The sequence below is a fragment of the Rhodococcus cerastii genome (genome assembly GCF_033042195.1).
Lineage (GTDB): Bacteria > Actinomycetota > Actinomycetes > Mycobacteriales > Mycobacteriaceae > Rhodococcoides.
In genome coordinates this window covers 233,176-260,134 of the sequence record NZ_JAWLKF010000005.1, presented here as the reverse complement: position 1 = coordinate 260,134, position 26,959 = coordinate 233,176, and the positions used below count along the sequence as shown (strand labels likewise).

General features: G+C 65.3%; 1 protein-coding gene. It reads right to left on the bottom strand.

Annotated elements, in window-relative coordinates:
- Nucleotides 1-89: 89 nt before the first annotated feature.
- A complete protein-coding gene (locus tag R3P93_RS12835; RefSeq protein WP_317533149.1) occupies nt 90-26,861 on the bottom strand; it encodes a non-ribosomal peptide synthase/polyketide synthase in 26,772 nt (8,923 codons plus the stop codon).
- Between the last annotated feature and the right edge of the window lie 98 nt (nt 26,862-26,959).

Here is a 26,959-nt window from a genome sequence, read left to right as displayed (position 1 = left end):
GGTGGTAGTGATTCGTATTCGACGGCATTCGTCTCGAGTGCCGATGGTATTCGTAGATGTGCCCTGCGATGTGAAGAACACATCAATTGTTATTCAGGTGTATTCCCGAGATGAGAATCGACGACCGGCCCGATCACAGTGGCCGCATCTGCATTGGTCATCTCGTTGTGGAAAACGTCGACATCGTGGATGACGATATCTCCTGTCACATACGGCCGCCATTCCTGCGGAGATCGAACAATTCCATCGCTCGCACCCTTCGTTGCGGAGAAGAACAAAACATCTCCGTCGAACACGTCCGGGATGAACTCGGCCATTATTCGAGTCGAGTTCTCGAATCCCGCATTGATACGTCGCAGATGATCGGCGGAAACGCCGGTCGTCTGTCCCAACGACTCGTCGAGTAGTTCGACGCCCCGTTCGTAGGTCAACGGCTCGGTCGAGGGCTGAGCAGTCAGATCGAGCCCCAATCCCGCAAGCAGGTTCTCGACGCTCAACGCTCCCTCGACCGCTTCGCCGTCGTGCCCGTCGACGTAGCTGTCCAACAGTGCGAGGGTGCGAACATCGCTGCCGGTGCTGCGCAGTTCCACCGCTATCGCATGAGCGAGCGAGCCGCCGAGCGACCACCCGAGCAGGTGGTACGGACCCACCGGCTGAACAGCGCGAATCTCGTCGGCGTAGCGGTGCGCGAGATCGCGAATGGACCCGAACGTCGACCCTTCGACGATGCTCGGCAGCTGTAGGCCGTACACGGGACGGTCGTCGCTCAGATGCGAGACGAGACCGGCGTAGCCCCACGACAACCCGATTCCCGGGTGGACGCAGAACAACGGTGCCTTGGACCCGCTGCCGCGCAGCGGAATCACGACTCCGAACACCGAATCGAGATCCGCGCCCCCGGCGTCGGCATCCGCGGCGACCCGCGCTGCCAACCCCGACGGTGTCGGATCGACGAACAGCGCTTGCAGCGGCACCCGCACTCCGATGGCGTTCTCGATGGCAGGCACGATCTTCGTGGCCACCAGCGACGTCCCGCCCAGCTCGAAGAAGTTGTCGTCCATGCCGACCCGATCGACTCCGAGAACCTGCGCGAACGCATCGGCGATCGCAGCTTCCACGTCGGTGGCCGGTGCCCGGTACGGAGTGGTCGACGTCGTCAGCTCCGGAACCGGCAGGGCCCGCCGATCGAGCTTGCCCACAGGCGTCAGCGGAATGTCGTCCAGCTCGATGATCGCCGACGGAACCATATGACGCGGAAGCACTTTGGCGACTCGGTCTCGAAGTGCTTCGGTGTCGACCGATTCGCCGTCGGCCGCGAGAACGTAGGACACGAGGACGGTGTCACCCGACGCCGCCGTGTGCCCGATCGTGGCGGCGAATCCGACCTGCTCGTTCTCGGTGAGTGCGGAGTCGATCTCGCCGAGTTCGATGCGGAAACCGCGCACCTTGACCTGGAAGTCACTGCGTCCGACGAACTCGACGGCTCCGGCACTTCCCCAGCGCACGACGTCACCGGTTCGATACATCCGGTCGCCAGGAGTACCGAACGGATCGGCGACGAAGCGCTCGGATGTCAGCCCGAAACGCCCGAGGTATCCACGGGCGGTACCGGGACCGGCGATGTAGAGCTCGCCCGACACTCCGGCCGGAACCGGCCGCAGTCGTGCGTCGAGCACCTGGAACCGGAATCCGGTTCCAGGCCTGCCGACGTCCACCGTGCCACCGGGCACCAGCGGACCACCGACACTCGCCTGGATGGTGGTCTCGGTCGGACCGTAGCCGTTGAACATCTGGCGGCCCGGTGCCCATTTCGCCACCAACTCCGGAGTACAGGCCTCACCTCCGACGGCGAGGACCCGAACGTTGCCCAGACGTGTCTCGTCGATCGACGACAGCGCCGCGGGCGTCAGGAACGCGTGCGTGACGTGTTCGGATTCGAGCAGGTCGGCCAAGTCGCCGCCGCCGAAGACTCCCGGCGGCACGATCACGACGGTGGCACCGACGCCGAACGCCATCGTCAGCTCGTAGATCGATGCGTCGAAACTCGGTGACGCGATGTGCGAAACACGCGAATCCCGAGTGGGGCGGAATCGCTCGAGCACCTCGGCCTGGAGGTTGGCCAAGCCACGGTGCCGCACTGCAACGCCCTTCGGGCGACCGGTCGAACCCGATGTGTAGATCAGGTAGGCGGGGTGGTCGATGTGCAGGGTCGCCGTACGCTCGACGTCGGTCACCGCGTCCGCCGGGTAGCGAGACAACTCCGCGGAAATTTCCGGATCGTCCAGAACCAGCCACGGGACGGTGTCGGGCAGCGATCCCCTGCTGTCGATGTCGGTCAGACCCATTGCGGCATGGGAATCTTCGAGCATGTGCGCGATTCGGTCCGCCGGGTAGTTCGGATCGACGGGCAGGAATGCAGCACCGGTCTTGGCCACGGCCCACACCAACAGCACCGACTCGATCGATCGAGGCAGCGCCAACGCGACGAACGTCTCGGGCCCGACGCCGTAGTCGATCAGCATTCGAGCGATTCGGTTGGACCAGCTGTCCAGATCGGCGTAGGAAAGGCTGATGCCTCGGTAGGTGACGGCCACTGCGTACGGGTCGAGCGCGACCGCCGCCGCGAGCAACTCCGGCCACGTCCGGACTGCTGCGTCCGGGTTTCCTCGCGCCGGCGCCAACGCGCGCTGCTCGTCGGCGCCCAGAATTTCGATGTCTCCGACCACCGCGTGCCGGTCGCGTCCGACGGCGTCGAGAACTCGAATCAGTCGCGCCGCGATGGCCTCGACGCTGGCCGCGTCGAACAGCGATGTGGCGTAGTCGAATGCGGCCTCGAAGCCGGACGGACGTCCCGCCTCGTCGAAGGTCTCGGACAGCAGCAGCTGAAGATCCTGCTTGGCTACCGGAACGTCGAAGTCGAAGCCTTCGACGCGGAGGTCCGGAAGCTCGAGCGAGGCCTTCTCGTTGTTCTGGAACGACAGCGCGACCTGTGACAGCGGAGCGTATGCCGTCGAACGGGTGGGATTGAGAACCTCGACGATTCTCTCGAAGGGCATCTCGGTGTGATCGAACGCGTCGAGATCGTGTGCCTTGACCTGGTTCAGCAGATCGTCGAACGTCGCGGACTCGTCGACTCGGCTGCGCAGCACGAGCGTGTTGACGAACATACCCACGAGGTCGTCGAGCGCCGCGTCCCCGCGCCCGGCCACCGGAGTGGTGATCGCGATGTCGTCGGTGCCGCTCAAACGAGCCAGAACGACCGCGAACGCCGCGTGCAGCACCATGAACATGCTGACGTTCTGTTCCCGAGTGATGTCGACGAGCGTCCGATGGATGTCGGCATCGACCGTGAAGCGAACTCGGCCACCGTGGAAGTCCTGCGTGGTCGGCCTCGGTCGGTCCGTCGGCAACGGCAGCAGGTCGGGAAGACCCGCGAGCGCGGTGGACCAGTGCTCGAGCTGGGCCGCGGCCACGCTCGACGGGTCCTGCTCGTCTCCGAGCAGCGAACGCTGCCAGATCGTGTAGTCGGCGTACTGGACGGGCAGCGGCTGCCAGTTCGGTGCCTGACCTGCACTGCGCGCCGAGTACGCGAGCACGACGTCGCGAGCGAGCGGTGCCATCGACGCGCCGTCGGCGGCGATGTGGTGCACCACCATGGCGAGTACGAAGACAGGATCCTCGGACGCGTCGACGCCGGCATCGAGCACCTCGAACAGCTCGACGTGCACCGGGATCTCGGTGGTCACGTCGAATCCTCGACCGGCCAACAGGGCGACGCGATCGGTCAGAACTGCGGCATCGATCCGTTCGGATTCGACCGCAGGCGCGACCTCGGCAGCCGGGTGCACGAGCTGCACCGGGAACTCCGGGCCGTCGGGGAAGGTCGTGCGCAGAGATTCGTGGCGTCCCAGAACATCGACCACCGCGGCGGCCAGCGCAGCGGTGTCGAGCCGCCCGGTCAGCTTGACGACCAACGGCACGTTGTACGCGGCCGACGAGGTGTCGAACTGGTTGATGAACCACATCCGCTGCTGAGCGAGCGAGAGCGGAATGTGCTCCGGACGCGCCGCCGCCACGAGAGCCGGGCGCTGCGCGCGAGTGTCGGCAGTGCCGACTGCGCTCGCCAGTCCCGACACCGTCGGGGTCTCGAAGATCGTGCGGACACCGATCGAGGTACCGAACTCGGCGTTGACGCGAGCGATCACCCGCGTTGCGCTGAGCGAGTCACCACCGAGCTCGAAGAATCCGTCGTCGGCACCGACTCGATCCACCTCGAGGATCTCGGCGAAGACCGCCGCGACCGTCAGCTCGGCCGGCGTGCTCGGCTCTCGGTACGAGGTGGCCGAGCCGAACTCCGGTACGGGCAGTGCGGCGCGGTCGAGCTTGCCCACCGGAGTGAGAGGAATCGACTCGACCACGACGATGGCGCTGGGCACCATGTGCGACGGCAGCGCGGCGGCAAGATGGTCACGCAGAACCGCTGTGTCGAAGGTGTCGACCGCGTGTGCCGGGTTGTCCCCCGTCAGGCGCACGTACGCCACGAGAACAGTGGCACCGGACGGCCCGGGAGTTCCGAAGGTGGCTGCGAAATTCACCGCGGGATGTGCCGAGAGCGCGGCGTCGATCTCGCCGAGTTCGATGCGGAAGCCGCGGACCTTGACCTGCGAGTCGCTGCGACCGACATATTCGATGGTCAGATCCGGCGACCAGCGCACCACATCTCCGGTGCGGTACATGCGGGCACCGGGAGCACCGAACGGGTCGGCAACGAATCGTTCGGCCGTCAGCCCCATCCGATCGTGGTAGCCGCGGGCCAGGCCGACGCCTGCGAGATAGAGCTCACCCGCGACCCCGACGGGAACCGGCTGCAGTCGCGAGTCGAGAACCACCTCGTACACACCCCGCACCGGCCCACCGATCGACACCGGCTCGCCGGCGACCATCGGTGCACTGATGTTGGACATGATCGTGGCCTCGGTCGGTCCGTACCCGTTGAACAGGTTTCGACCGGGAGCCCACTTGGTGACCAACTCGGACGGAACGGCCTCGCCGCCGACCACGACGTCGGCGAACGTGTCGAGACCGGCCGGATCGACCGAGGCGAGGGCGGACGGGGTGATGAAGCCGTGAGTGACCGATTCCTCGGCCAGCAACGACGCCAGCTCGGCTCCGCCGTACACCGTGGGTGGAACGATCACCATCGTGGCACCGACGCCGAACGCGAGCAGGTACTCGAGTACGGACGCGTCGAAGCTGGGTGACGAAACATGAAGCGTGCGTGAGTCCTTCGTGACTCGATAGCGCTCGCGCTGCTCGGTCGCGAAGTTGTCGAGGCCGGAGTGGGTGACCACGACCCCCTTCGGTACACCCGTCGAACCCGACGTGTAGATCGTGTACGCCGCACTCGACAGGGTGACGCGACCACGGCGTTCGTCGTCGGCGACGGGCTCGTCACTCACCGCGTTCGGACCGTCGGTGGCGAGGTCGTCCAGGACGATCCACGGCACGGTCGACGGCAGGTCGTCGAGGTGAGTGCGGGTGGTGACACCGAAGGTTGCTCCGGAGTCGGCCAGCATGTGCTCGATGCGATCGGCCGGGTAGTTCGGATCGACCGGTACGAAGGCGGCACCGGACTTCGCGACGGCCCAGACGGTCAGCACCGACTCGATGGATCGTGCGATCCCGAGTGCGACGAACGTCTCGGTGCGGACACCGCGGCCGATCAGAATGCGAGCGAGCCGGTTCGACTGTCGATCCAGCTCTCGGTACGTCAACTCGCCGTCGACGCTGCGCACCGCGATGGCGTCCGGGTCGACGGCAGCTGCGTCTGAGAAGATCTCCGGTAGCAGCCGAGTCGATCGGCCTTCGAGGCCGAATACCGGAGCCAGAGAAGCGAATTCGGTGTCGGCCAGCAATCGCAGCCGAGCCAGTGGCTGCTGCTCGTCGGCCAGCACTGCGTCGAGCACCCGCTCGACCCGATCGACGATGGCGTGCACGTCTTGGAGCTCGAAGAGTTCGGGCAGGTACTTGGCCTTGAGGTTCAGGCGCTCGTCGACCGAAGACACCAGTGTCAGCGGATAGTGCGCCGCGTCGGTGCCGAGGATGTCCGTCACCTGCATACCTGCGAAATCCGTTGCAGCAGAGGCTCCGGCGCGATCGACCGGGTAGGACTCGAACACCGTCAGCGTGTCGAATGCGACGCCGGCTCCGGCCGCGCGCTGGATGTCGGTCAGACCGAGGTAATGGTGATCGAGCAGCGCTGCCTGTTCGGCCTGCACACGATCGACCAGTGCGCCGAGTGTCTCGGCCCGATCGAGCGTGACCCGAACGGGAAGCGTGTTGATGAAGAGCCCGATCATGCCTTCGATGCCCGGAACCTCGGGCGGACGACCCGACACCGTGGCACCGAAGACGACGTCCTCGCGACCGGTCAGAGTGGCGAGCACGATGCCCCACGCAGTCTGAACGAGTGTGTTCAGAGTGGACCCGCGGCGCGCCGCGAAATCGCGCAACGCCGCTGTGGTCTCGATCGACAACGACCGCTCGGTCTCGCTCGAGACAGTGGACAACTGACGACCCCGGTCACCGGTGACGAGCAGTGTCGGCTCCTCGACGCCGGCCATCGCACTGACCCACTGCGCGGTGGAGATGGCGACGTCGCGTTGCCGCATCCACGCGAGGTAGTCCCGATACGCGGGAACTCGCGGCAGCATCGAATCGTCGGACTCGGTGACGTAGAGGGTGATCAGTTCCTTGACCACCAGCGGCGTCGACCAGCCGTCGAGCAGGATGTGGTGATTGGTCAGCAGCAGTCGCCAGTGATCGTCGGCGAGGGTGATCAGCGTGAACCGAAGCAGCGGTGCCGAGTCCATCTCGAATCGCACGCCGCGATCGGCCTCGAGTACGGCTTCCAGTGCTGCCTCGACATCGGCTTCACCGCGGAGATCGACCTCGGACCACGGCACCGTGACCGAACTCTGCACGATCTGCAGAGATTCGCCGGTGCTGTTGTGCACGAACGCTGCTCGCAAGTTCGGATGACGAGAGACGAGCTTGTTCACGGCGGAATGCATCCGCTCGGCATCGACGACGCCGCGCAGCTCCAGACCGAGCTGCACCATGTAGGCGTCGACTCCCGCACTGTCGCTGCCGACCTCGCCTGCGAGACGGGCGTGGAAGAGCAGTCCGGCCTGCAGCGGCGACATCGACCACACATCGTCGAGATCGGGGAACTGCTTCTCGAGCACCTCGATGGAGCGCTGATCGATGTCCACCAGCTCGAGGTCGGACGGGGTGAAGCCGCCCGCACCCTCGGTCGAGGCGTGCTCGGTGATCGCGGTCAGTGCCTGCGTCCACAGTTCGATCAACCGATCGACCTCGTCCGCATCCAGGATGCCGGCCGGGAACGCGAAGGTGGCGTCGAGCTGGGGCCCGTCGGGTGTCGAGGTGGTGACGGAGTTGATGTCCAGCGCGGCCGGTACCGGCATGTCCGGGTTCTGTGCGTCGCCCAGTTCGGCGTCGGCCACAGGAATCCAGCCCACGTCTTCCATGCCCTCGGACGATCCGGTCGAGAAGCGCCCGAGGTAGTTGAAGCTGACCTGCGGAGCGGCGTAACCGGACAGTGCTTCGGTCCCGTCGGAGTCCAGGTACCGCAGCATGCCGTAGCCGATTCCGTGATCGGGGATCTCGAGCAGCTGTTCCTTGACGGCCTTGATCAAGGCTCCGGCGGAGTCGCCACCGGACAACGCGTCGGCGATGTCCAGGGAGCCGAGGTCGAGTCGAACCGGGAAGATCGTGGTGAACCAGCCGACGGTTCTGCCGAGATCGGCTCCGGGCACCACGGCGTCTTCACGGCCATGGCCTTCGAGTGTGATCAACGCACTGCGGACAATTGCTCCCCGTTCGCGACGCCACGCCGTCAGTGCCAATGCCAGCCCGGCCAGGAGACCGTCGTTGACGCTGCCGCGGAAGGCATTCGGTACCGCTGTCAGCAGTCGTTCGGTCACCTGGACCGGGAGCGATGTGCGGATGCGCTGGACGGTCGCGTCGACATCGACGCGCTTGTCCAGTGGTCGCGAACCGATCGTCGGATCGTCGCCGTTCAGAATGCGCTGCCACAGGCCGATTTCGTCGGCGCGGCCCGCGGTGACCTCGGTCAAACCGGTGGACCACCGTCGCATCGATGTGCCGATCGGTGCCAGCGCAGGCGTGTCGCCCGCGACGATCTGGCTCCAGGCCGTCGCCAGATCCGGGACGAGGATGCGCCACGACACGCCGTCGATCACGAGGTGATGTGCGACGACGAGCAGTCGGCCGGACCCGTTCGGGGCCTGGAACCACACCATCTGCACCATGACCCCGTCGGCGGGGACCAGTCGATCTGCTGCAGCGTCGAGTTCCGTTGCGGCACGGGAGGAGAATTCGGGACCGTCCACGGAATCGACCGAGACCGCGTGGATCACCGACGCGGCGGACACAGTGCCGATCGGAGCTACTTCCTCGTGCCAGATTCCGTCCGTGTCCTGGAACAGTCGCGATCGCAGCATGTCGTGACGATCGAGCACGGCCTGCACGGTGCGCTCGAGCGTGACGCTCTCGATACCGACCGGGAGCTGAAGCAGTGCCGTCTGGGTGTAGCGCCCGAAGTCGGTGCTGCGCTCCAACATCCAACGCACGACCGGAGTGAGGGGCAGCGGGCCGACTCCCCCACCGTCGAGTTCTTCCAGTACGACGACGTCGCCTCCGAGGACCACGACCTCGGCCAATGCCGCGACGGTCTTGCGCTCGAAGATGTCGCGCGGAGCCAGGACCAGACCGGCCGCCTTGGCGCGTGAGACAAGCTGGATGGACATGATGCTGTCGCCGCCGAGCGCGAAGAACGAGTCGTCGACGCCGACGGTGTCGAGGCCGAGGACGTCGGCGAACAATCCGGCGAGAATGGACTCGACTTCGGTTGCCGGCAAACGGCTCTCGGTGACATTGGCGGAGAAGTCCGGAGCCGGCAAAGCCCGGCGGTCGAGCTTTCCGTTGGCGGTGAGCGGCAGGTCGTCCAGCACGATCAAAGCGGCCGGAACCATGTACGACGTCAGTGAGTGTCCGACGAATTCGAGAACGGCGGAGTGGTCGAGTGTTCGGCCCGCCTCGGCGACGACGTATCCGATCAGTCGATCACCGAATCCGTCGTCTCGAACCGAGACCACGGACGCCGCGACGCCGTCGAACGCCAACAGCGCGCTTTCGATCTCGCCGAGTTCGATACGGAAGCCGTGCAGCTGCACCTGCATGTCGCTGCGGCCCAGGTACTCGAGCGCGCCGTCACGATTCCACCGTGCGGTGTCACCGGTGCGGTACATCCGGGCACCGGCGTCTCCGGCCGGATCTGCCACGAAACGGGTGGCCGACAGGCCGGCCCGGCCCAGGTATCCGCGAGAGAGCTGTGCCCCGGAGACGTACATTTCACCGGTGACGCCGGGTGGTACCGGATTGAGACGCGTGTCGAGAACGGCGACGCGCAGTGCGGGGATGGCCTGACCGATGACGCTGGCCGAGGCCGATGCCGCGAACTGCTCGGTCAAGGCCAGGTGGCTCACGTGGACTGTCGTCTCGGTGATGCCGTACATGTTGACCAGAGTCGGGGCGGACTCGTCGTGCCGGGCGTACCAGCGAGCCAACTGCCCGAGATCGAGTGCCTCGCCGCCGAAGATCACGTAGCGCAGCGAGAGATCGGAGTCCGTGATGCCGGCGAGGTTTCCGGTGGCCACACGATCGGCTTCCGCGAACTGGTAGAACGCCGTCGGTGTCTGGTTGAGCACCGTGACCCGCTCGCGAACGAGCAACTCGCGGAACAGCTCCGGAGAGCGTGCCGTGTAGTAGTCGACGACCACGAGTGTTCCACCGTGCAGCAGCGGTCCCCACAGCTCCCACACCGAGAAGTCGAACGCGTACGAGTGGAACATCGTCCAGACGTCACGATCGTCGAAGTCGAAGAGATCAGCGGTGTTCGCGAACAGCGTCGCCACGTTGCGGTGCGCGATCTGCACGCCCTTGGGGCGACCGGTGCTGCCCGAGGTGTAGATCACGTACGCGATGGAATCGGCGCTGGTGCCACCCGAACGGTCCGCGTCGGTCAGCGGGGCACCCGACATGCCGGCCAGCTCCGCGATCAGCTCGGGCGAATCGATCTCGAGGACATCGAGATCCGAGGCGGGCACCGCCGCACTGTCGGCAACAGTGGAGATCACGCAGACGGGCGAAGCGTCTTCGAGCATGAACGCCAGCCGGTCCGCTGGGTAGGACACGTCGATCGGAAGGTAGCCGCCACCGGACTTGATCACCGCGAGCAGCGCGACGATCAGCTCCTCGTTGCGAGGCATCGCGACCGCTACCAGCGATTCCGACGTCACACCGCGCTGTACGAGAAGCCGTGCGAGTCGGCTGGAGCGGTCGTCGAGCTCGGCGTAGGTCAGCGTGTGATCTCCGAAGACGACGGCGCGCGAATCGGGGAATCGCGCGGCGGCAGCAGCGAATCGATCGGCCAGCGTCGCATCGGATGCCACCCGGCCAGCGTGGTTCCAGTCATGCGTCATGGCGTCGAGCTCGCCCGGCAGGAGCACATCGATATCGCCGACTGCGCGCTCGGGATCGCTCGTCACGGAGGCGAGCACGGCACCGAATCGTGCCGAGAACTCCTCGACGGACGATGCCTCGAACAAGTCGGTCGCGTAGGTGATCGCGGCGGTCATCCCGGCCGGTGCACCGGCCTCGTCGAACTCCTCGGCGACGGTCAGTTGCAGGTCGAACTTCGCGATGTGAGCATCGATGTCGACGGCCTCGACCGTGAGGTCCGGCAGTTCGAGCGTCGCGGACGTGTTGTTCTGGAACTCGAGAAGCACCTGGAACAACGGCGAGCGGTCGGTCGAACGAGCGCGGTCGAGAACGTCGACCAACCGCTCGAACGGCACATCGGTGTTCTCGAACGCCGCGAGATCGGCTGTACGCGTGGCCCGAAGCAGATCGGTGAACGAAAGCTGCGGTGCCACCTCCGTGCGCAGAACCAGGGTGCCGACGAACATGCCGACCAGATCGTCGAGTGCAGCGTCACCTCGTCCGGCGATCGGCGTTCCGACAGCGATGTCCTCGGTGCCGCTGATGCGCGCCATCAGGATCGACCACGCCGCGTGGACGGCCATGAAGACGGTTGCCTCGTTGGCACGTGCGAGGTCGACCAGTCCGGCATGAGTGGTGCGGTCGATCTCGAACCGAACACTGTTGCCGCGCATAGACTGTCGAGCGGGCCGCGGGTGATCGAGCGGTAGCGGCAGAACATCGGGAAGATCCGCCAGGGCGGTCTTCCAGAAGTCCAACTGCTGCGCGGCGAGGGACGCGGGATCGGACTCGTCGCCGAGGACGGTGCGTTGCCAGAGTGCGAAGTCCGCGTACTGAACGTCGAGCGGTGTCCACTTCGGAGCGCCGGCAGCCGCGCGAGAGCCGTAGGCGACCATGACATCTCGCGCCAGGGGTGCCATGGATGCGCCGTCGGCAGCAATGTGATGCACGACGATCGAGAGCACGAACTCGTCCGGTGCGATCCGGTACAGGACCGCGCGGAACGGTAGATCGGTCGAGACATCGAATCCTGTTGCGGCAGCGGCCGAGATGGCCGCAACGACCTCGGTGGCGTCCAGCTCGACGACGGCGAGTTCGGTTCTCGCCGCCTGCACGTCGAGGATCTTCTGCTCAGGACGATCCCCGCGGGTGGGGAACACCGTGCGCAGCGACTCGTGACGTTCCAGAACGTCCCCGACGGCCGCGCTCATCGCGGCGATGTCGAGTCGACCCGTCAGTCTCACCGCAAGCGGGATGTTGTACGCCGCCGAGGTCACGTCGAACTGGTTGATGAACCACATTCGTTGCTGCGCAAGCGACAACGGAATCGAATCCGGGCGCGGCTTCGCCACGAGTGCGGGACGGCGAAGGGTACCGACCGGGTTGCTGAGCACTCGCACCGCGAGTGACTCGACGGTGGGAGCCTCGAACAATGCGCGGACGCTGACCGTGGTGCCGAGGGCGGAGTTGACGCGCGCAGTGAGTCTGGTGGCACTGAGCGAGTCGCCACCCAGATCGAAGAAGCTCGAATCGATTCCGACGCCGTCGATCCCCAGTACCTCGCCGAAGATATCGGCGATGACCTGCTCGGTGTCGTTCCGCGGTGCACGCGAGTCGCCCCCGAGATGGAGATCGGGTGCAGGCAGGGCATTGCGGTCCAACTTGCCTGCCGGTGTCAGCGGAATCGACTCCAGTGCGACGAAGGCCGTCGGGATCATGTGGGTCGGTAGCGAACTCGAGACATGAGTGCGCAGAGCTGCTGCATCGACCTGCTCGCCGGACCTCGGGAGGACGTAGGCAACCAGAATGGTGTTGCCCGTCGGACCGTCGACACCCACGGTGGTGGCGAACTCGACCATCGGATGGTCGGTCAGGACGGCGTCGATCTCGCCCAGTTCGATGCGGAAGCCGCGCACCTTGACCTGGAAATCGCTGCGTCCGACGTACTCGAGCGTTCCCGACTCGGTCCACCGCACCACGTCGCCGGTGCGGTACATCCTGGCGCCGCTCTCGGCGAAGGGATTCGCGACGAAACGGTCTGCGGTCAGACCGAATCGGCAATGGTAGCCACGAGCCAGTGCCGGGCCGGCGAGATAGAGCTCACCCACGACCCCGACCGGAACGGGATGCAGTCGTGCGTCGAGGACCACCTCGCTGAAACCGATTGTCGGAGAACCGATGTCGATGGCGGAGTCGACGTCGAGTCGATCACTGATGGACGAGAAGATCGTCGCCTCGGTGGGACCGTACGCGTTGAACATCCGACGGCCCGGTGCCCAGCGAGCCACGAGCTCGGGCGGACACACGTCGCCACCGGTGGCCACCACGGCCAACTCGGTCAGGCCGTCCGGATCCACCGATGCCAGCGCGGCGGGCGTGACGAACGCGTGCGTGACGTGCTGTGCTGCGAGCAGTTCGGCCAACTCGGTGCCGCCGTAGACGGAGGTCGGCGCGATGACCATGGTCGCGGCACCGGAGAACACCATCAGCAGTTCCAGGATGGAGGCATCGAAGCTCGGGGACGCGAACGCGAGAACCCGAGCGCCCGGGGTCACCTCGAAACGAGTCCGCTCCTCTTCTGCCAGATTGGCCAGCCCGCGGTGGGTGACGGTGACGCCCTTGGGAACACCCGTCGAGCCCGAGGTGTAGATCAGGTAGGCGAGCTGATCGATGTGCATCGGGCGAATTCGGTCGCTGTCGCGAACCGGGGCGGTCGAGTGACCGGCGAGTTCGGTGCGCGTGGCGTCGTGGTCGAGCACGGTCCACCGAGCAGAGCCGAGACCGGAGACAGCGGCCTCGTGCTCCGACAGGGTCAGACCGATCGACGCGTTCGAGTCGACGAGCATGTGTTCGACGCGATCGCGCGGGTAGCTCGGATCGATCGGCAGGAACGCCGCCCCGGTCTTGGCGACTGCCCAGATACCGAGTACGGATTCGACGGACCGTGGCAGAGCCAGTGCAACGACAGTTTCCGGGCCGGCACCGCGAGCGATCAAAGTTCTTGCGAGAGCAGACGATTGCGCGTCCAGTTCGGCATAGTCCACGGTGCGGCCGTCGCTCCACAGAGCGGTGCCCTGCGGGTCGACTGCGGCAGCGTCGGTGAAGATATCGGGAAGCAGTCGAGTATCCGACGACGCCGGTCCACGAACCGGTGCCAGCTGGCGCAATTCGTCCTCGGACAGCAACGAGAGCGATCCGACGCGTCGACCGGTGTCGGTTGCGATGGCCTCGAGAACACGCACGATTCTGTCGACCGTCGCCGCAACGACGCTGTGCTCGAACAACTCCGGCAGGTACTTCGCCTCGATGTGCAGCCGGTCGTCGACCATGGCAACCAAGGTCAGAGGATACTGCGCCGTGTCGCTTCCGTCGTGTACGTCGTGCACCCGCATTCCGGCGAGGTCGGTTTCCGCCGACAACCCCGCGCGGTCCATCGGGTACGACTCGAACACCGTCAGGGTGTCGAAGGAGACGGCCGGTCCGACTGCTCGCTGAATGTCGGTGAGGCCGAGGTAGTGGTGATCGAGTAGCGCGGCCTGTTCGGACTGCACCCGTTCGAGGTACTCGCCGAGTGTCTCCGACGGATCGAGCACGATCCGGACCGGCAGAGTGTTGATGAACAACCCGACCATCGACTCGACGTCGGAGACCTCCGGCGGGCGTCCGGACACGGTGGCACCGAACACGACGTCGGAGCGTCCGGTCAGAGTGCCGAGAACCAGCGCCCAGGACGCCTGGACCATGGAGTTGATCGTCACGCCACGGGCGCGAGCGACGCTGCGCAAGCGGTTCGTCTGCTCCACATCGAGTGAGACCAACGAGCGGCCCGCCAACGTCGATTCCTGGCGTCGGCTCTCGACCGGCGTCAACAGCGTCGGCTCGGACAAACCGGCGAGAGCGTTCGTCCACGCTTCGAGAGCCGACGAGCGATCACGCTTGGCCAGCCACGACAGGTAGTCGCGGTAGGCCGGAACTCGTGGGAGCACGGTCTCGTCACCGTCGACCACGTAGAGCGTCAGCAGGTCCTTGAGCAACAGCGGCGTGGACCAGCCGTCGAGCAGGATGTGATGGTTGGTCATCACCAGGCGCCACTCGCCCGGTGCCACGGTGATGAGCATGAAGCGCAACAGAGGTGCCTGTGCCATGTTGAATCGAGTGGCACGGTCCTCGTGTTCGATGCGATCGAGCTCGAGGGCTCGATCCTCCGGATCCAGTCCGGTCAGGTCGATCGACGACCAGGGGGCATCCACGTCGTGGTGGACGATCTGAATCGACTCGCCGTCGCTGTTGTGCACGAAAGCGGTTCGCAGGTTCGCGTGTCGACGCAGCAGCCCCCGAGCAGCACGCCGGAACCGCGCCTCGTCGACGCTTCCGCGCAACTCCAGCACCAGTTGGACGATGTAGGCGTCGACGGACTGATCCGACAACTCGGCGTGAAAGAGCAATCCGGCCTGCAGCGGCGTCATGGACCAGATGTCGTCCAGCGTGGGATAAACCCGTTCGAGGTCGTCGATGGAACTCTGATCGAGCCGCACCAGATCGAGGTCGGAGGGCGTGAAGCCACCGGCCCCCGGTCGCTGGGCCAGCTGCGTCAGCGCGGTGAGAGCCTGACGCCACAGCTCCGCCAGCTCGGTGACCTCGTCCGCGTCGAGCACGCCGGTGGGGAAAGCGAACGTCGCCTCGAGCCGCGGGCCGGTCGGCGTCGCGGTGGTGACGGCATTGATGTCGAGAACGGCTGCGACCGGCAGATCCTCGTCCTGCGAATCGCCGACACCGGAGTCGTCGACCGGCAGCCACCCGTGTCCGCGAAGCTCGTCGGGAACGTCGGTGCTGTAGCGCCCGAGATAGTTGAAGCTGATCTGGGGAGCCGGGAAGTCACGCAGTGCAGCGGCACCGTCCTCGTCCAGGTAGCGGAGCATGCCGTAGCCGATACCGTGGTCCGGAACGGCCAGCAGCTGCTCCTTGACCGACTTGATCAGCCGCGCTGCGTCGACGCCGCCTGCGAGTGCGTCGTCCAGATCCAGATCGGCGAGGGTCAGCCTGAGCGGGTAGATCGTGGTGAACCAACCGACGGTCCGGCCGAGATCTGCACCGGGCACCACGTGGTCCTCGCGGCCGTGACCCTCGAGCGAGATGAGAGCGTCGTCGACGACCACTCCCCGACCACGTCGCCACACCGCCGTGGCGAGGGCGAGAGCCGCGAGCAGGCCGTCGTTGACGCTGCCGTGGAACGCGTCGGGCAGTGCCGTCAGTAGCCCCTCGGTGACGTCGGTGGACAGTGTCAACTCGACCTTGTCCACTGTTCGGTACACGTCGATCTCGCGATCGAGTGCTCGCGATCCGATGAGTGGATCCGGTTGTGCCAGAACGTCGCGCCAGATCGCCAGTTCGTCTCCGCGGGTGGCGGTGACCTCACGCAAACCGTGCGACCAACGACGCATGGAGGTGCCGACCGGAGCCAGCTCGGGGGTGCTTCCGCCGATGATCTGGGCCCACGCCGATGCGAGGTCGGGAACCAGGATTCTCCAGGACACGCCGTCGACGACCAGGTGGTGGGCGACGACGAGCAGACGGCTCCCCTCGGAGCCGGCGTCGAACCACACCATCTGGATCATGACACCGGCATCGGGTGCCAGCCGGCCGACTGCTGCTTCTGCCTCGGCGTTTGCTTGCTCCGAGAACTCCTGCCCCCGAACGGTTGTCGAGGTCACGCGGTGCACGACCGAGTTCGCCGAGACCGCTCCGACGGGAAGAACCTCCATCGCGGGGTGCTCACCCCGGTGCAGGACACCGCGAAGCATGTCGTGGTGATCGAGGACCGTCTGGACGGTGGCTTCGAGCACATCGAGTTCGATGTCGACCGGAAGTGTGAGAACCGCCGTCTGCGTGTGCTTGTCCAGAACGTCCGTCCGATCGAGCATCCACGCCACGATCGGAGTCAGAGATACATCGCCCACGCCGCCGCCGGGCAACTCCTCCAGTACGAGAGGTGCGGTGCCGTCCGAGGACGCGACCACCTCGGCGAGCGCCGCAACCGTCTTGTGCTCGAAGACATCTCGTGGCGACAGAGACAGTCCGGCCGCCTTGGCGCGCGAGACCAACTGAATCGACATGATGCTGTCGCCGCCGAGGGCGAAGAACGAATCGTCGACACCGACACGGTCCAGTCGAAGCACCTCGGCGAACAGTCCGGCCAACGTCTTCTCGACCGCATTGTCCGCGTCGCGACCGGACGTGACCTGAGCGGACCAATCGGGTTCGGGGAGTGCGGTGCGGTCGAGTTTGCCTGCCGGAGTCAGAGGAATGGACTCCAACATCACGAACGCAGAGGGCACCATGTGCGCAGGCAGCATCGAACCGGCATGCTCACGCAACGCATCGACCTCGAGGACCGTACCGGCCACCGGCAACACATACGAGACCAACACCGTTGCCCCGGCAGCAGACTCACGTCCGATGGTGACCACGAAATCGACACCCGACACCGCAGCCAACACCGAATCGATCTCACCCAACTCGATCCGGAAACCACGCACCTTCACCTGAAAATCGCTACGCCCCACATACTCCAACGCACCCGAGGCATTCCACCGCACCACATCACCGGTGCGATACATCCGCGAACCCGCACCACCGAACGGATCGGCCACGAACCGCTCCGCCGTCAAACCCAACCGCGCGTGATACCCACGAGCCAACGCCGGACCCGCCAGATACAACTCACCCACCACACCCACGGGCACCGGATTCAACCGCGAATCCAACACCACCTCAGCGAAACCGATCGTCGGCGAACCGATATCGACCGACTCCCCCACCACCAACGCCGACGAGATCGACGAAAAAATCGTCGCCTCCGTCGGACCGTACGCATTGAACATCCGCCGACCCGGCGCCCACCGCGCCACCAACTCCGGCGCACACACATCACCACCGGTCACCACCACCTCGACCGACTCCAACCCCACCGGATCCACCGACGCCAACGCCGCAGGCGTGACGAACGCATGCGACACCCGCTCCTCGGCCAGCAACGACGCCAACTCCACCCCACCGAACACCAACGGCGGAGCGATCACCATCGTCGCCCCACCCGAGAACGCCAACACGAACTCGAGAATCGAGGCATCGAAACTCGGCGACGCGAACGCCAACACCCGCGACGAGGGACCCACACCGAACCGAACCCGCTCCTCGGCAGCCAAGTTCCCCACACCACGATGAGTGACCACCACACCCTTGGGCACACCCGTCGAGCCCGACGTGTAAATCAGATACGCCGCATCATCGAGCCGCAACACACCCGAACGCTCCACATCCAACACCGGAGCAGACGACCGAAACGCCAGATCCGCCACCACATCCGGATCATCGAGCACCACCCACGACACCCCACCCACACCCGAGAGCGCACCCACATCCGCACCCAACGTCACACCCACCACAGCACCCGAATCGACCAACATGTGCTCGATCCGATCCACCGGATAATTCGGATCCACCGGCAAGAACGCACCACCGGCCTTCGCCACCGCCCACACCGCCACCACAGACTCCACCGACCGCGACAACGCCAACGCCACGAACGACCCCGGACCCACCCCACACGACATCAACATCCGCGCCAACCGCGACGACGCCGCATCCAACTCACCATACGAAACAGACCGCGACCCCGACACCACCGCAACACCACCGACACCAGCAACACCCACCGCACCAGCCAACAACTCCGGCAACACCACACCCACCACAGACCGCGGACCACGAACCGGAGCCAACGAGTCGTACTCGTTGGCAGACAGAATCTCGATGTCACCGACTCGGATGGACGGCGTTGCCGTCACGGCGTCGAGGATCCGTACGAGGCGATCGGCGAGAACCCGGACGGTGTCTGCATCGAACAGTTCTGTGGCGTAGCGGAATCCGGCTTTCATGCCGACCGGTGCGCCGGAACTGTCGAATTCCTCGGAGACCGTCAACTGCAGGTCGAAGTTGGAAATGTCGTTGGGTAGCTCGATGCTCTCGATCGAGAGTCCGGGCAACGTCACCGTCGGTCGGTCGGTCTGCTGGAACTCGAGCATCACCTGGAACAACGGCGCATGGGCAGTCGACCTCGCGGGATCGACCGCATCGACCACTCGCTCGAACGGGACATCCGAATGAGTGAACGCGGCGAGGTCGACCGAGCGAACCTCCGAGAGCAGGTCCTCGAACCGTGTCGAGCCGGGCACCTGGGTGCGCAGAACGAGGGTGTTGACGAACATGCCGACGAGCTCGTCGAGGGCGGCGTCTCCTCGGCCCGAGATCGGCGTGCCGACCGAGATGTCCTCGGTGCCCGAGAGTCGGGCCAGAAGGACGGCCAGAGCCGCGTGCACGATCATGAACGCGCTGGAATTGTGCTCGGCGGCAACAGCAGCAAGACGAGCATGGATTGCGGCGTCGATCTCGAAGGAGACGCTGTCGCCACGCAGGGATGCGACCGCGGGACGCGGGCGATCGGTCGGCAACGCCAGGACCTCGGGGCTGCCGGACAGTGTGTCGACCCAGTAGGCGAGCTGCTTGGCCATCATCGACTCGGGATCGGACTCCGCACCGAGGAACCGGCGCTGCCACAGCGCGTAATCGGCGTACTGCACCGGCAACGGTTCCTGGCTCGGTGCGTGTCCTGCGGCGCGGGCGCTGTAGGACACCATCAAGTCACGGGCCAGCGGAGCGCTGGAGAACCCGTCGGAGGAGATGTGGTGCACCACCATCACGAGCACGTGCTCGTTCTCGCGCACCCGAACCAGTCGGACCCGCAGCGGAACATCCGCCACGACGTCGAAACCCGAGCCGGCGACGTCGGCGATCAATTCGAGGACGTGACGCTCGTCGTTCGCGTGAATCGGAGTCAGATCCGGCAGTGCCGATGCCACGTCGAGGATGGACTGCGCGGGAACGTCGTCGGTCAGCGGGAACATCGTGCGCAGCGACTCGTGCCGGCTCAACACGTCACCGATGGCCGAGTGCATCGCGTCGACATCGAGCACACCACTCAGGCGCATGGCGAATGCCACGTTGTAGGCAGCCGACTCGGTGTCGTACTGATTGATGAACCACATTCGCTGCTGCGCGAGCGACAGCGGCACCACATCCGGGCGCTCCTGCGGGACCAGTCGAGGGGCAGCCGCAGCGTCGTGCTCGCCGATGTCGATGCCTGCAGACAACGCTCGCACCGTGGGGGCGTCGAACAGATCCCTGATGCCGATGTCCGTTCCGAGGGCCGCGTTGACGCGCGCGACCAAACGCATCGCGATCAGCGAGTTGCCACCGATCTCGAAGAAACTCGACGTGACACTGACCTGAGCGATACCGAGTAGATCACCGAAGACACCGGCGACGATCTCTTCTACCGGGTTCTCGGGGCCGAAGAACTCCGACGCGGCGACGGTGAATTCCGGCGCAGGCAATGCCTTGCGATCGAGTTTGCCGCTGGCGTTGACCGGCAGCGAGTCCAGTACCACCACGTGTGAGGGCACCATGTACCCCGGCAGGCGGCGTGCGGCCTCGGCGGTCAGCTGTGCGGGGTCGACGGCGGAGCCGGGTGCACCGACCACGTAGGCCACAAGGGTCTCACCGGTGTTCGGGTCCTTGTGCACCAACGCGATCGCCTGTGCGACCGACTCGGATCGAAGGAGAACCGATTCGATCTCGGGTAGTTCGATACGCAGGCCGCGCAGTTTGACCTGGAAGTCCGTGCGGCCGATGTACTCGAGTTCGCCGTCGGCGCGCCAGCGCACCAGATCGCCTGTGCGATAGAGCCTCTCGCCGGGCTCGCCGAACGGATCCGCGACGAAGCGATCCGCTGTGAGGTCGCCGCGACCGACGTACCCACGAGCGAGTTGCACGCCGGCCAGATACAGCTCGCCGGGAGCCCCGATGGGAGCCGGTCGCAACGAGGAGTCGAGCACGTACAAGCGTGTGTTCCACACCGGTGCGCCGATGGGGATCGAGACGGCGTCGCGGCCGGTCACGTGGTAGTAGCTGACGTCGACGGCCGCTTCGGTCGGACCGTAGAGGTTGTGCAGTTCTGCGTTGGAGAACTGCGCGAACTGTGCCGCGGTGGCAGGCGGAAGTGCCTCGCCACTGCAGAAGACGAGTCGGAGCGAGACACATTCCGCAGCTCGTCCACCTGCCGCGAACACCGCGAGCATGGACGGCACGAAGTGCGCGGTGGTGATGTGCTCGTCCGCGATGATGCGGGACAGGTAGACCGGATCGCGGTGTCCGTCGGGTTCGGCCACGACGAGCTTGGCACCGACCTGCAGGGGCCAGAAGAATTCCCACACCGAGACGTCGAACGTGGCCGGCGTCTTCTGCAGAACGGTGTCCGCAGGCTCGAGGTGATACTCGTGCTGCATCCACAGCAACCGATTCACGATGGCCGAGTGCGTGACTGCAACACCCTTGGGTCGACCGGTCGAACCGGAGGTGTAGATGACATACGCGGTGTTGGAGCCGTGCAGTCTTCCCAGTCGATCCGAATCGGTGACAGAGGTGTGGTCGCGATCGGACACGTCGAGCAGATCGACGGCGAGGACCGGAGTTGCGACCGGGATGTTGATCCAGTCGCGGCTCGTGGTGAGGATGCACACAGGCTGGGCGCTGGAGAGGACGTAGGACGAACGCTCGAGCGGATGGTCCGGGTCGATCGGCACATAGGCACCACCGGCCTTGACGATCGCGTACATGCCGACGAGCAGGTCGATCGACCGTCGGATCGCGAGGCCGACGTGCGATTCGGTCGTCACGCCGAGCGAGATGAGATGTCGCGCGAGCTGATTCGCACGTTCGTCCAGTTCGAGATAGGTGATGTGCTCGTCCTCGAACACCAACGCGGTCGAGTACGGGCTGCGCTGCACCTGTCGGTCGAACAGACTGCTGAGCGTCATGTCGACGTCGCCGGCCGGGATGTGCTGGTGGACCGGAGGTTCGATCAGCCGTGCAGTGTCGTTCCACTCGAACAGGACGAGTTCCCGCTCTGCGGCGGACAGGATGTCTATGTCGCCGGTGCGTACGTCCGTCGACGCCCCGATGGTCGACACGATCCGCAGGAAGCGATCGACGAACCTGTCGATGGTTTCGGGATCGAACAGATCTGTGGCGTAGGTGAACGAGGCCGACAGTGCCCCGGACGGATCCACGGGCTCCTGATCCACGCGCAGCTGCAGATCGAATTTGGCTGTGTCGGTGCTGATCTCCTCGAAACCGACGGTGAGATCGGGTAGTTCCAACGTGACAGCTGCATTGTTCTGGAACTCGAGGAGAACCTGGAACAGCGGCGAGTGGTCGGTCGACCTGGCCGGATCGAGTACGTCGACCAGTCGCTCGAACGGGATGTCGGTGTTGTCGAAGGCGGCGAGGTCGGAGCGACGAGTGTCGGCGAGCAGTTCGGCGAAGGTGGCTCGAGGCTCGACCTGCGTTCGCAGCACCAGGGTCCCGACGAACATGCCCACGAGGTCGTCGAGGGCCGCGTCGCCGCGACCCGCGATCGGAGTACCGACAGCGATGTCCTGGGTGCCGCTCAGGCGCGCGAGCAGCAATGCAAGCGCAGAATGGACGACCATGAACAGCGTCGAGTCGTGTTCGGCAGCAACCGAATTCAACCGAGCGGCGACATCGGCGGGAATCGTGAAAGGGGTGACGCTGCCACGCATCGACTGCCGGGTGGGCCGCGGGCGATCGAGTGGCATCGGCAGCACATCCGGCAGGTCTGCCAGAGCCGTCTGCCAGAACTCGATCTGCCGCGACGCCACCGAGGTGGAGTCGCTCTCGTCGCCGAGAACGGCGTGCTGCCACAGTGCGAAGTCCGCGTACTGAACGGTGAGTGGCTCCCACGCCGGAACCGAGCCGGCGGAGCGGGCGCCGTAGGCGACCATCACGTCTCGGGCCAGCGGTGCCATCGAGGCACCGTCGGCCGCAATGTGGTGGACGACGATGGAGAGCACGAAGCTCTCCGGGCCGGTCCGGTACAGCACCGCGCGGAACGGAAGATCGACCGTGACGTCGAATCCTGTTGTCGCAGCTGCACGTACGAGCTCATCGACCGAACCGGCGTCGACGTCGACCACGTCGAGGGGGAGCTTCGATCCGGTGACGTCCTCGACGGGTGCGATGACCTGAATCGGCAGATCGCCCACAGTCGGGAACACCGTGCGGAGCGACTCGTGCCGGGACAGGACGTCGCCGACGGCAGCAGCCATCGCACTCACGTCCAGACGGCCGGTCAGGCGCACGGTGAGCGGGATGTTGTACGCGGGCGAGGACACGTCGAACTGGTTGATGAACCACATCCGCTGCTGCGCGAGAGACAGCGGGATCGAATCGGGGCGGTCGACGGGGACGAGTGCCGGGCGGCGATGTAGCGACGCGCCCTTGGCTTCGGCACGTTCCGCCAGAGTCCGAACCGTCGACGCCTCGAACAGATCCAGTACCTTCAGATCGGTTCCGAGAGCCGAATTGACCCGTGCGATCAAACGCGTGGCCACGAGGGAGTTTCCGCCGAGATCGAAGAAGCTGTCCGTGACACCGACTCGATCGACCTCGAGAACGTCGCAGAACACGGACGCCACCGCGGCCTCGTATTCCGTTTCCGCGGCCTCGAATGCACCCTGTGAACCGAGTTCGGGTTCGGGGAGTGCGGTGCGGTCGAGTTTGCCTGCCGGAGTCAGAGGAATGGACTCCAACATCACGAACGCAGAGGGCACCATGTGCGCAGGCAGCATCGAACCGGCATGCTCACGCAACGCATCGACCTCGAGGACCGTACCGGCCACCGGCAACACATACGAGACCAACACCGTTGCCCCGGCAGCAGACTCACGTCCGATGGTGACCACGAAATCGACACCCGACACCGCAGCCAACACCGAATCGATCTCACCCAACTCGATCCGGAAACCACGCACCTTCACCTGAAAATCGCTACGCCCCACATACTCCAACGCACCCGAGGCATTCCACCGCACCACATCACCGGTGCGATACATCCGCGAACCCGCACCACCGAACGGATCGGCCACGAACCGCTCCGCCGTCAAACCCAACCGCGCGTGATACCCACGAGCCAACGCCGGACCCGCCAGATACAACTCACCCACCACACCCACGGGCACCGGATTCAACCGCGAATCCAACACCACCTCAGCGAAACCGATCGTCGGCGAACCGATATCGACCGACTCCCCCACCACCAACGCCGACGAGATCGACGAAAAAATCGTCGCCTCCGTCGGACCGTACGCATTGAACATCCGCCGACCCGGCGCCCACCGCGCCACCAACTCCGGCGCACACACATCACCACCGGTCACCACCACCTCGACCGACTCCAACCCCACCGGATCCACCGACGCCAACGCCGCAGGCGTGACGAACGCATGCGACACCCGCTCCTCGGCCAGCAACGACGCCAACTCCACCCCACCGAACACCAACGGCGGAGCGATCACCATCGTCGCCCCACCCGAGAACGCCAACACGAACTCGAGAATCGAGGCATCGAAACTCGGCGACGCGAACGCCAACACCCGCGACGAGGGACCCACACCGAACCGAACCCGCTCCTCGGCAGCCAAGTTCCCCACACCACGATGAGTGACCACCACACCCTTGGGCACACCCGTCGAGCCCGACGTGTAAATCAGATACGCCGCATCATCGAGCCGCAACACACCCGAACGCTCCACATCCAACACCGGAGCAGACGACCGAAACGCCAGATCCGCCACCACATCCGGATCATCGAGCACCACCCACGACACCCCACCCACACCCGAGAGCGCACCCACATCCGCACCCAACGTCACACCCACCACAGCACCCGAATCGACCAACATGTGCTCGATCCGATCCACCGGATAATTCGGATCCACCGGCAAGAACGCACCACCGGCCTTCGCCACCGCCCACACCGCCACCACAGACTCCACCGACCGCGACAACGCCAACGCCACGAACGACCCCGGACCCACCCCACACGACATCAACATCCGCGCCAACCGCGACGACGCCGCATCCAACTCACCATACGAAACAGACCGCGACCCCGACACCACCGCAACACCACCGACACCAGCAACACCCACCGCACCAGCCAACAACTCCGGCAACACCACACCCACCACAGACCGCGGACCACGAACCGGAGCCAGGCGCGCGCGCTCGGCGGTGGACAGCAGATCCACATCGCCTATCGGCAGATCGGGCTCGTTGGTCGATCGGTCGAGAACGCGGACGAGGCGACGGGCGAGTTGAGCCGTGCTCGCGGCATCGAACAGTTCTGTGGCGTAATCGAAAACGACGGTGACAGAATCGGACTCGTCGACGGTGACGACCAGATCCATGCCGACTCCGTCACGCGGTAGTGCGGACGGACCGAACCGGAGCGCAACCTGAGCGAGGGGGCTGTGCGATTCCGTTCGAGGCAGATTCAAGGCCTGAACGACGTCGTCGAACGACGTGTCACCGTGTGCCATCGCCGCATCGAAGTCGGCTGCGGACGCATCGACGAATTCGGTGAACGACTGCCGAACGTCGGGTCGGCTTCGTAGCGCGACGGTGTTTCCGTGACCCGCGGGTACGGCTATCACCAGGTCGTCGGTGTTCGCCAGTCGCGAAAGCAGCACGGCGAGAGCAGATTCGAGAACCACGAACGGCGTCGTGGACCGTTCTGCCGCCAATCGAGTCACTCCGGACCACGTTTCGGATCCGATCGTAACCTCGTGGGATGCGCGAACGTGTCCGATGTGCGAGGCGCGCGAGCGGTCGGTCGGAAGATCGAGGAGATCGGGGGCGTCGGCGAGCCGTTCGGTCCAGTAGGCGAGCTGGGCTGCCGCGCGCCGCCGGCGCTGGCCCTCGCGTGCGCTGACCGGATGGACGTCCAGAACAGCGGTCTCGGGCCCGGCCGCGATGAAGGCTTCCACCATGTCGACGAAGCTCGAATGGTGCGCGGTGAGGTCGTCGTCGTCGTACCGGTTGGGGTTAGCCCTGAAATCGACGAACGTCCGGGCCGGAGATCCGCTTTGATAGACGTTGACCAGGAGGTCCTCGACCGGACCCGAGGTCACGATGTTGAACTCGCCGACGATCGACCCGAGTTCGATCTGCTGATGGAACAGCATCATGTTGACCATCGGGCCGGACAGCTGCTTGTCACTACCCGAGGCCGCCAGCTCGCGCCGAATGTCCTCGATGCTGAAGCGCTGGTGCCGCAGCGCTCCCATCAGTTCGAGCTGCACCTGCTGAACCAGCTCGCCGACGGTCGCGTCCTGGGGCACGTGGATCGAAATGGGGGCGACGTTGACGAGCATTCCACCGGATCGGCGAAGCAACGCGGTGGTGCGCGCGGACACCGGGATGTTGACCGAGACGTCTTCTCGCCCGGTCATTCGCGAGAGGTAGCAGCCGAAAGCGGCGATGAACACCGCAGCCGCGGTTCCACCCTTGGTCGCGTCGGACGCCTCGAGCTCGGCGACGACGTCCTCGGGGAGAGCGACGCTGCGCAACTTGCTGGCAGCGATCGTGCGACCGGCCGTGTTGGACAGAGAAGCTCCGTCCTGGATGTCCGCGGCGCGAGCAGTCCAGTACGCCTTGTCGGACTCGAAGCGCGACGACGTCCGGTATTCCTGATCGAGCTCGTAGAGTCGGCGAAGCTCGGCCGCCTTGTTGGGAGCAGGCTCGACGTGTTCGACGGCCGCCGTGTACAGCGCGGCGGTTCGGTTCACGAGAGTCATGGCACCGTAGCCGTCGAGTGCTACGTGGTGAATCTTGCTATACCAGAGGTTGCGATCGTCCTCGACCTGAATGATCCAACTGTCGACGAGGGGGTCGTGTTCCATGTCGACGGGCTTGACGTAGTTCTCGTCGATCCACCTCAGCGCCGACGCCATCGGGTCCTCGGCATCACGCAGATCGAGGTAGTGCACCGACTGGTCGATGGAGTGATCGACCAGCTGTACGGGTTCGCCGTCCACCTCGGCCAGTCGGAGATATGCGGACTGGAACTCGTGTCCGGCCTGAGCCGAGGCCTCTTGCAGAACGCCGATGTCGAGGTTGCCGCGAAGGTCGACATATTGTGCGATACAGACCGGGACGTCAGGGGCGAGCTGCTGAGCGAACCACATGCCACGCTGAGCGGACGACAGCGGGAAACCGTTCTCGAAGCCGGGGCCGGTCGGGGGCGTCTGAGATCCACCGGAAATTGCTGCGCGCATTCACTTGCCCTTCGACGGCACGGTCACGATGGCCGACATCGGGTCGGTGGACCCGGAGACCTCGGTTCGGTTCGGACTGTCGAGCCGCGGCGGCCTGT

Excerpts from the sequence above, each read along its gene's own strand:
- R3P93_RS12835 (WP_317533149.1), bottom strand. The coding sequence starts at position 26,861 with ATGCGCGCAGCAATTTCCGGTGGATCTCAGACGCCCCCGACCGGCCCC.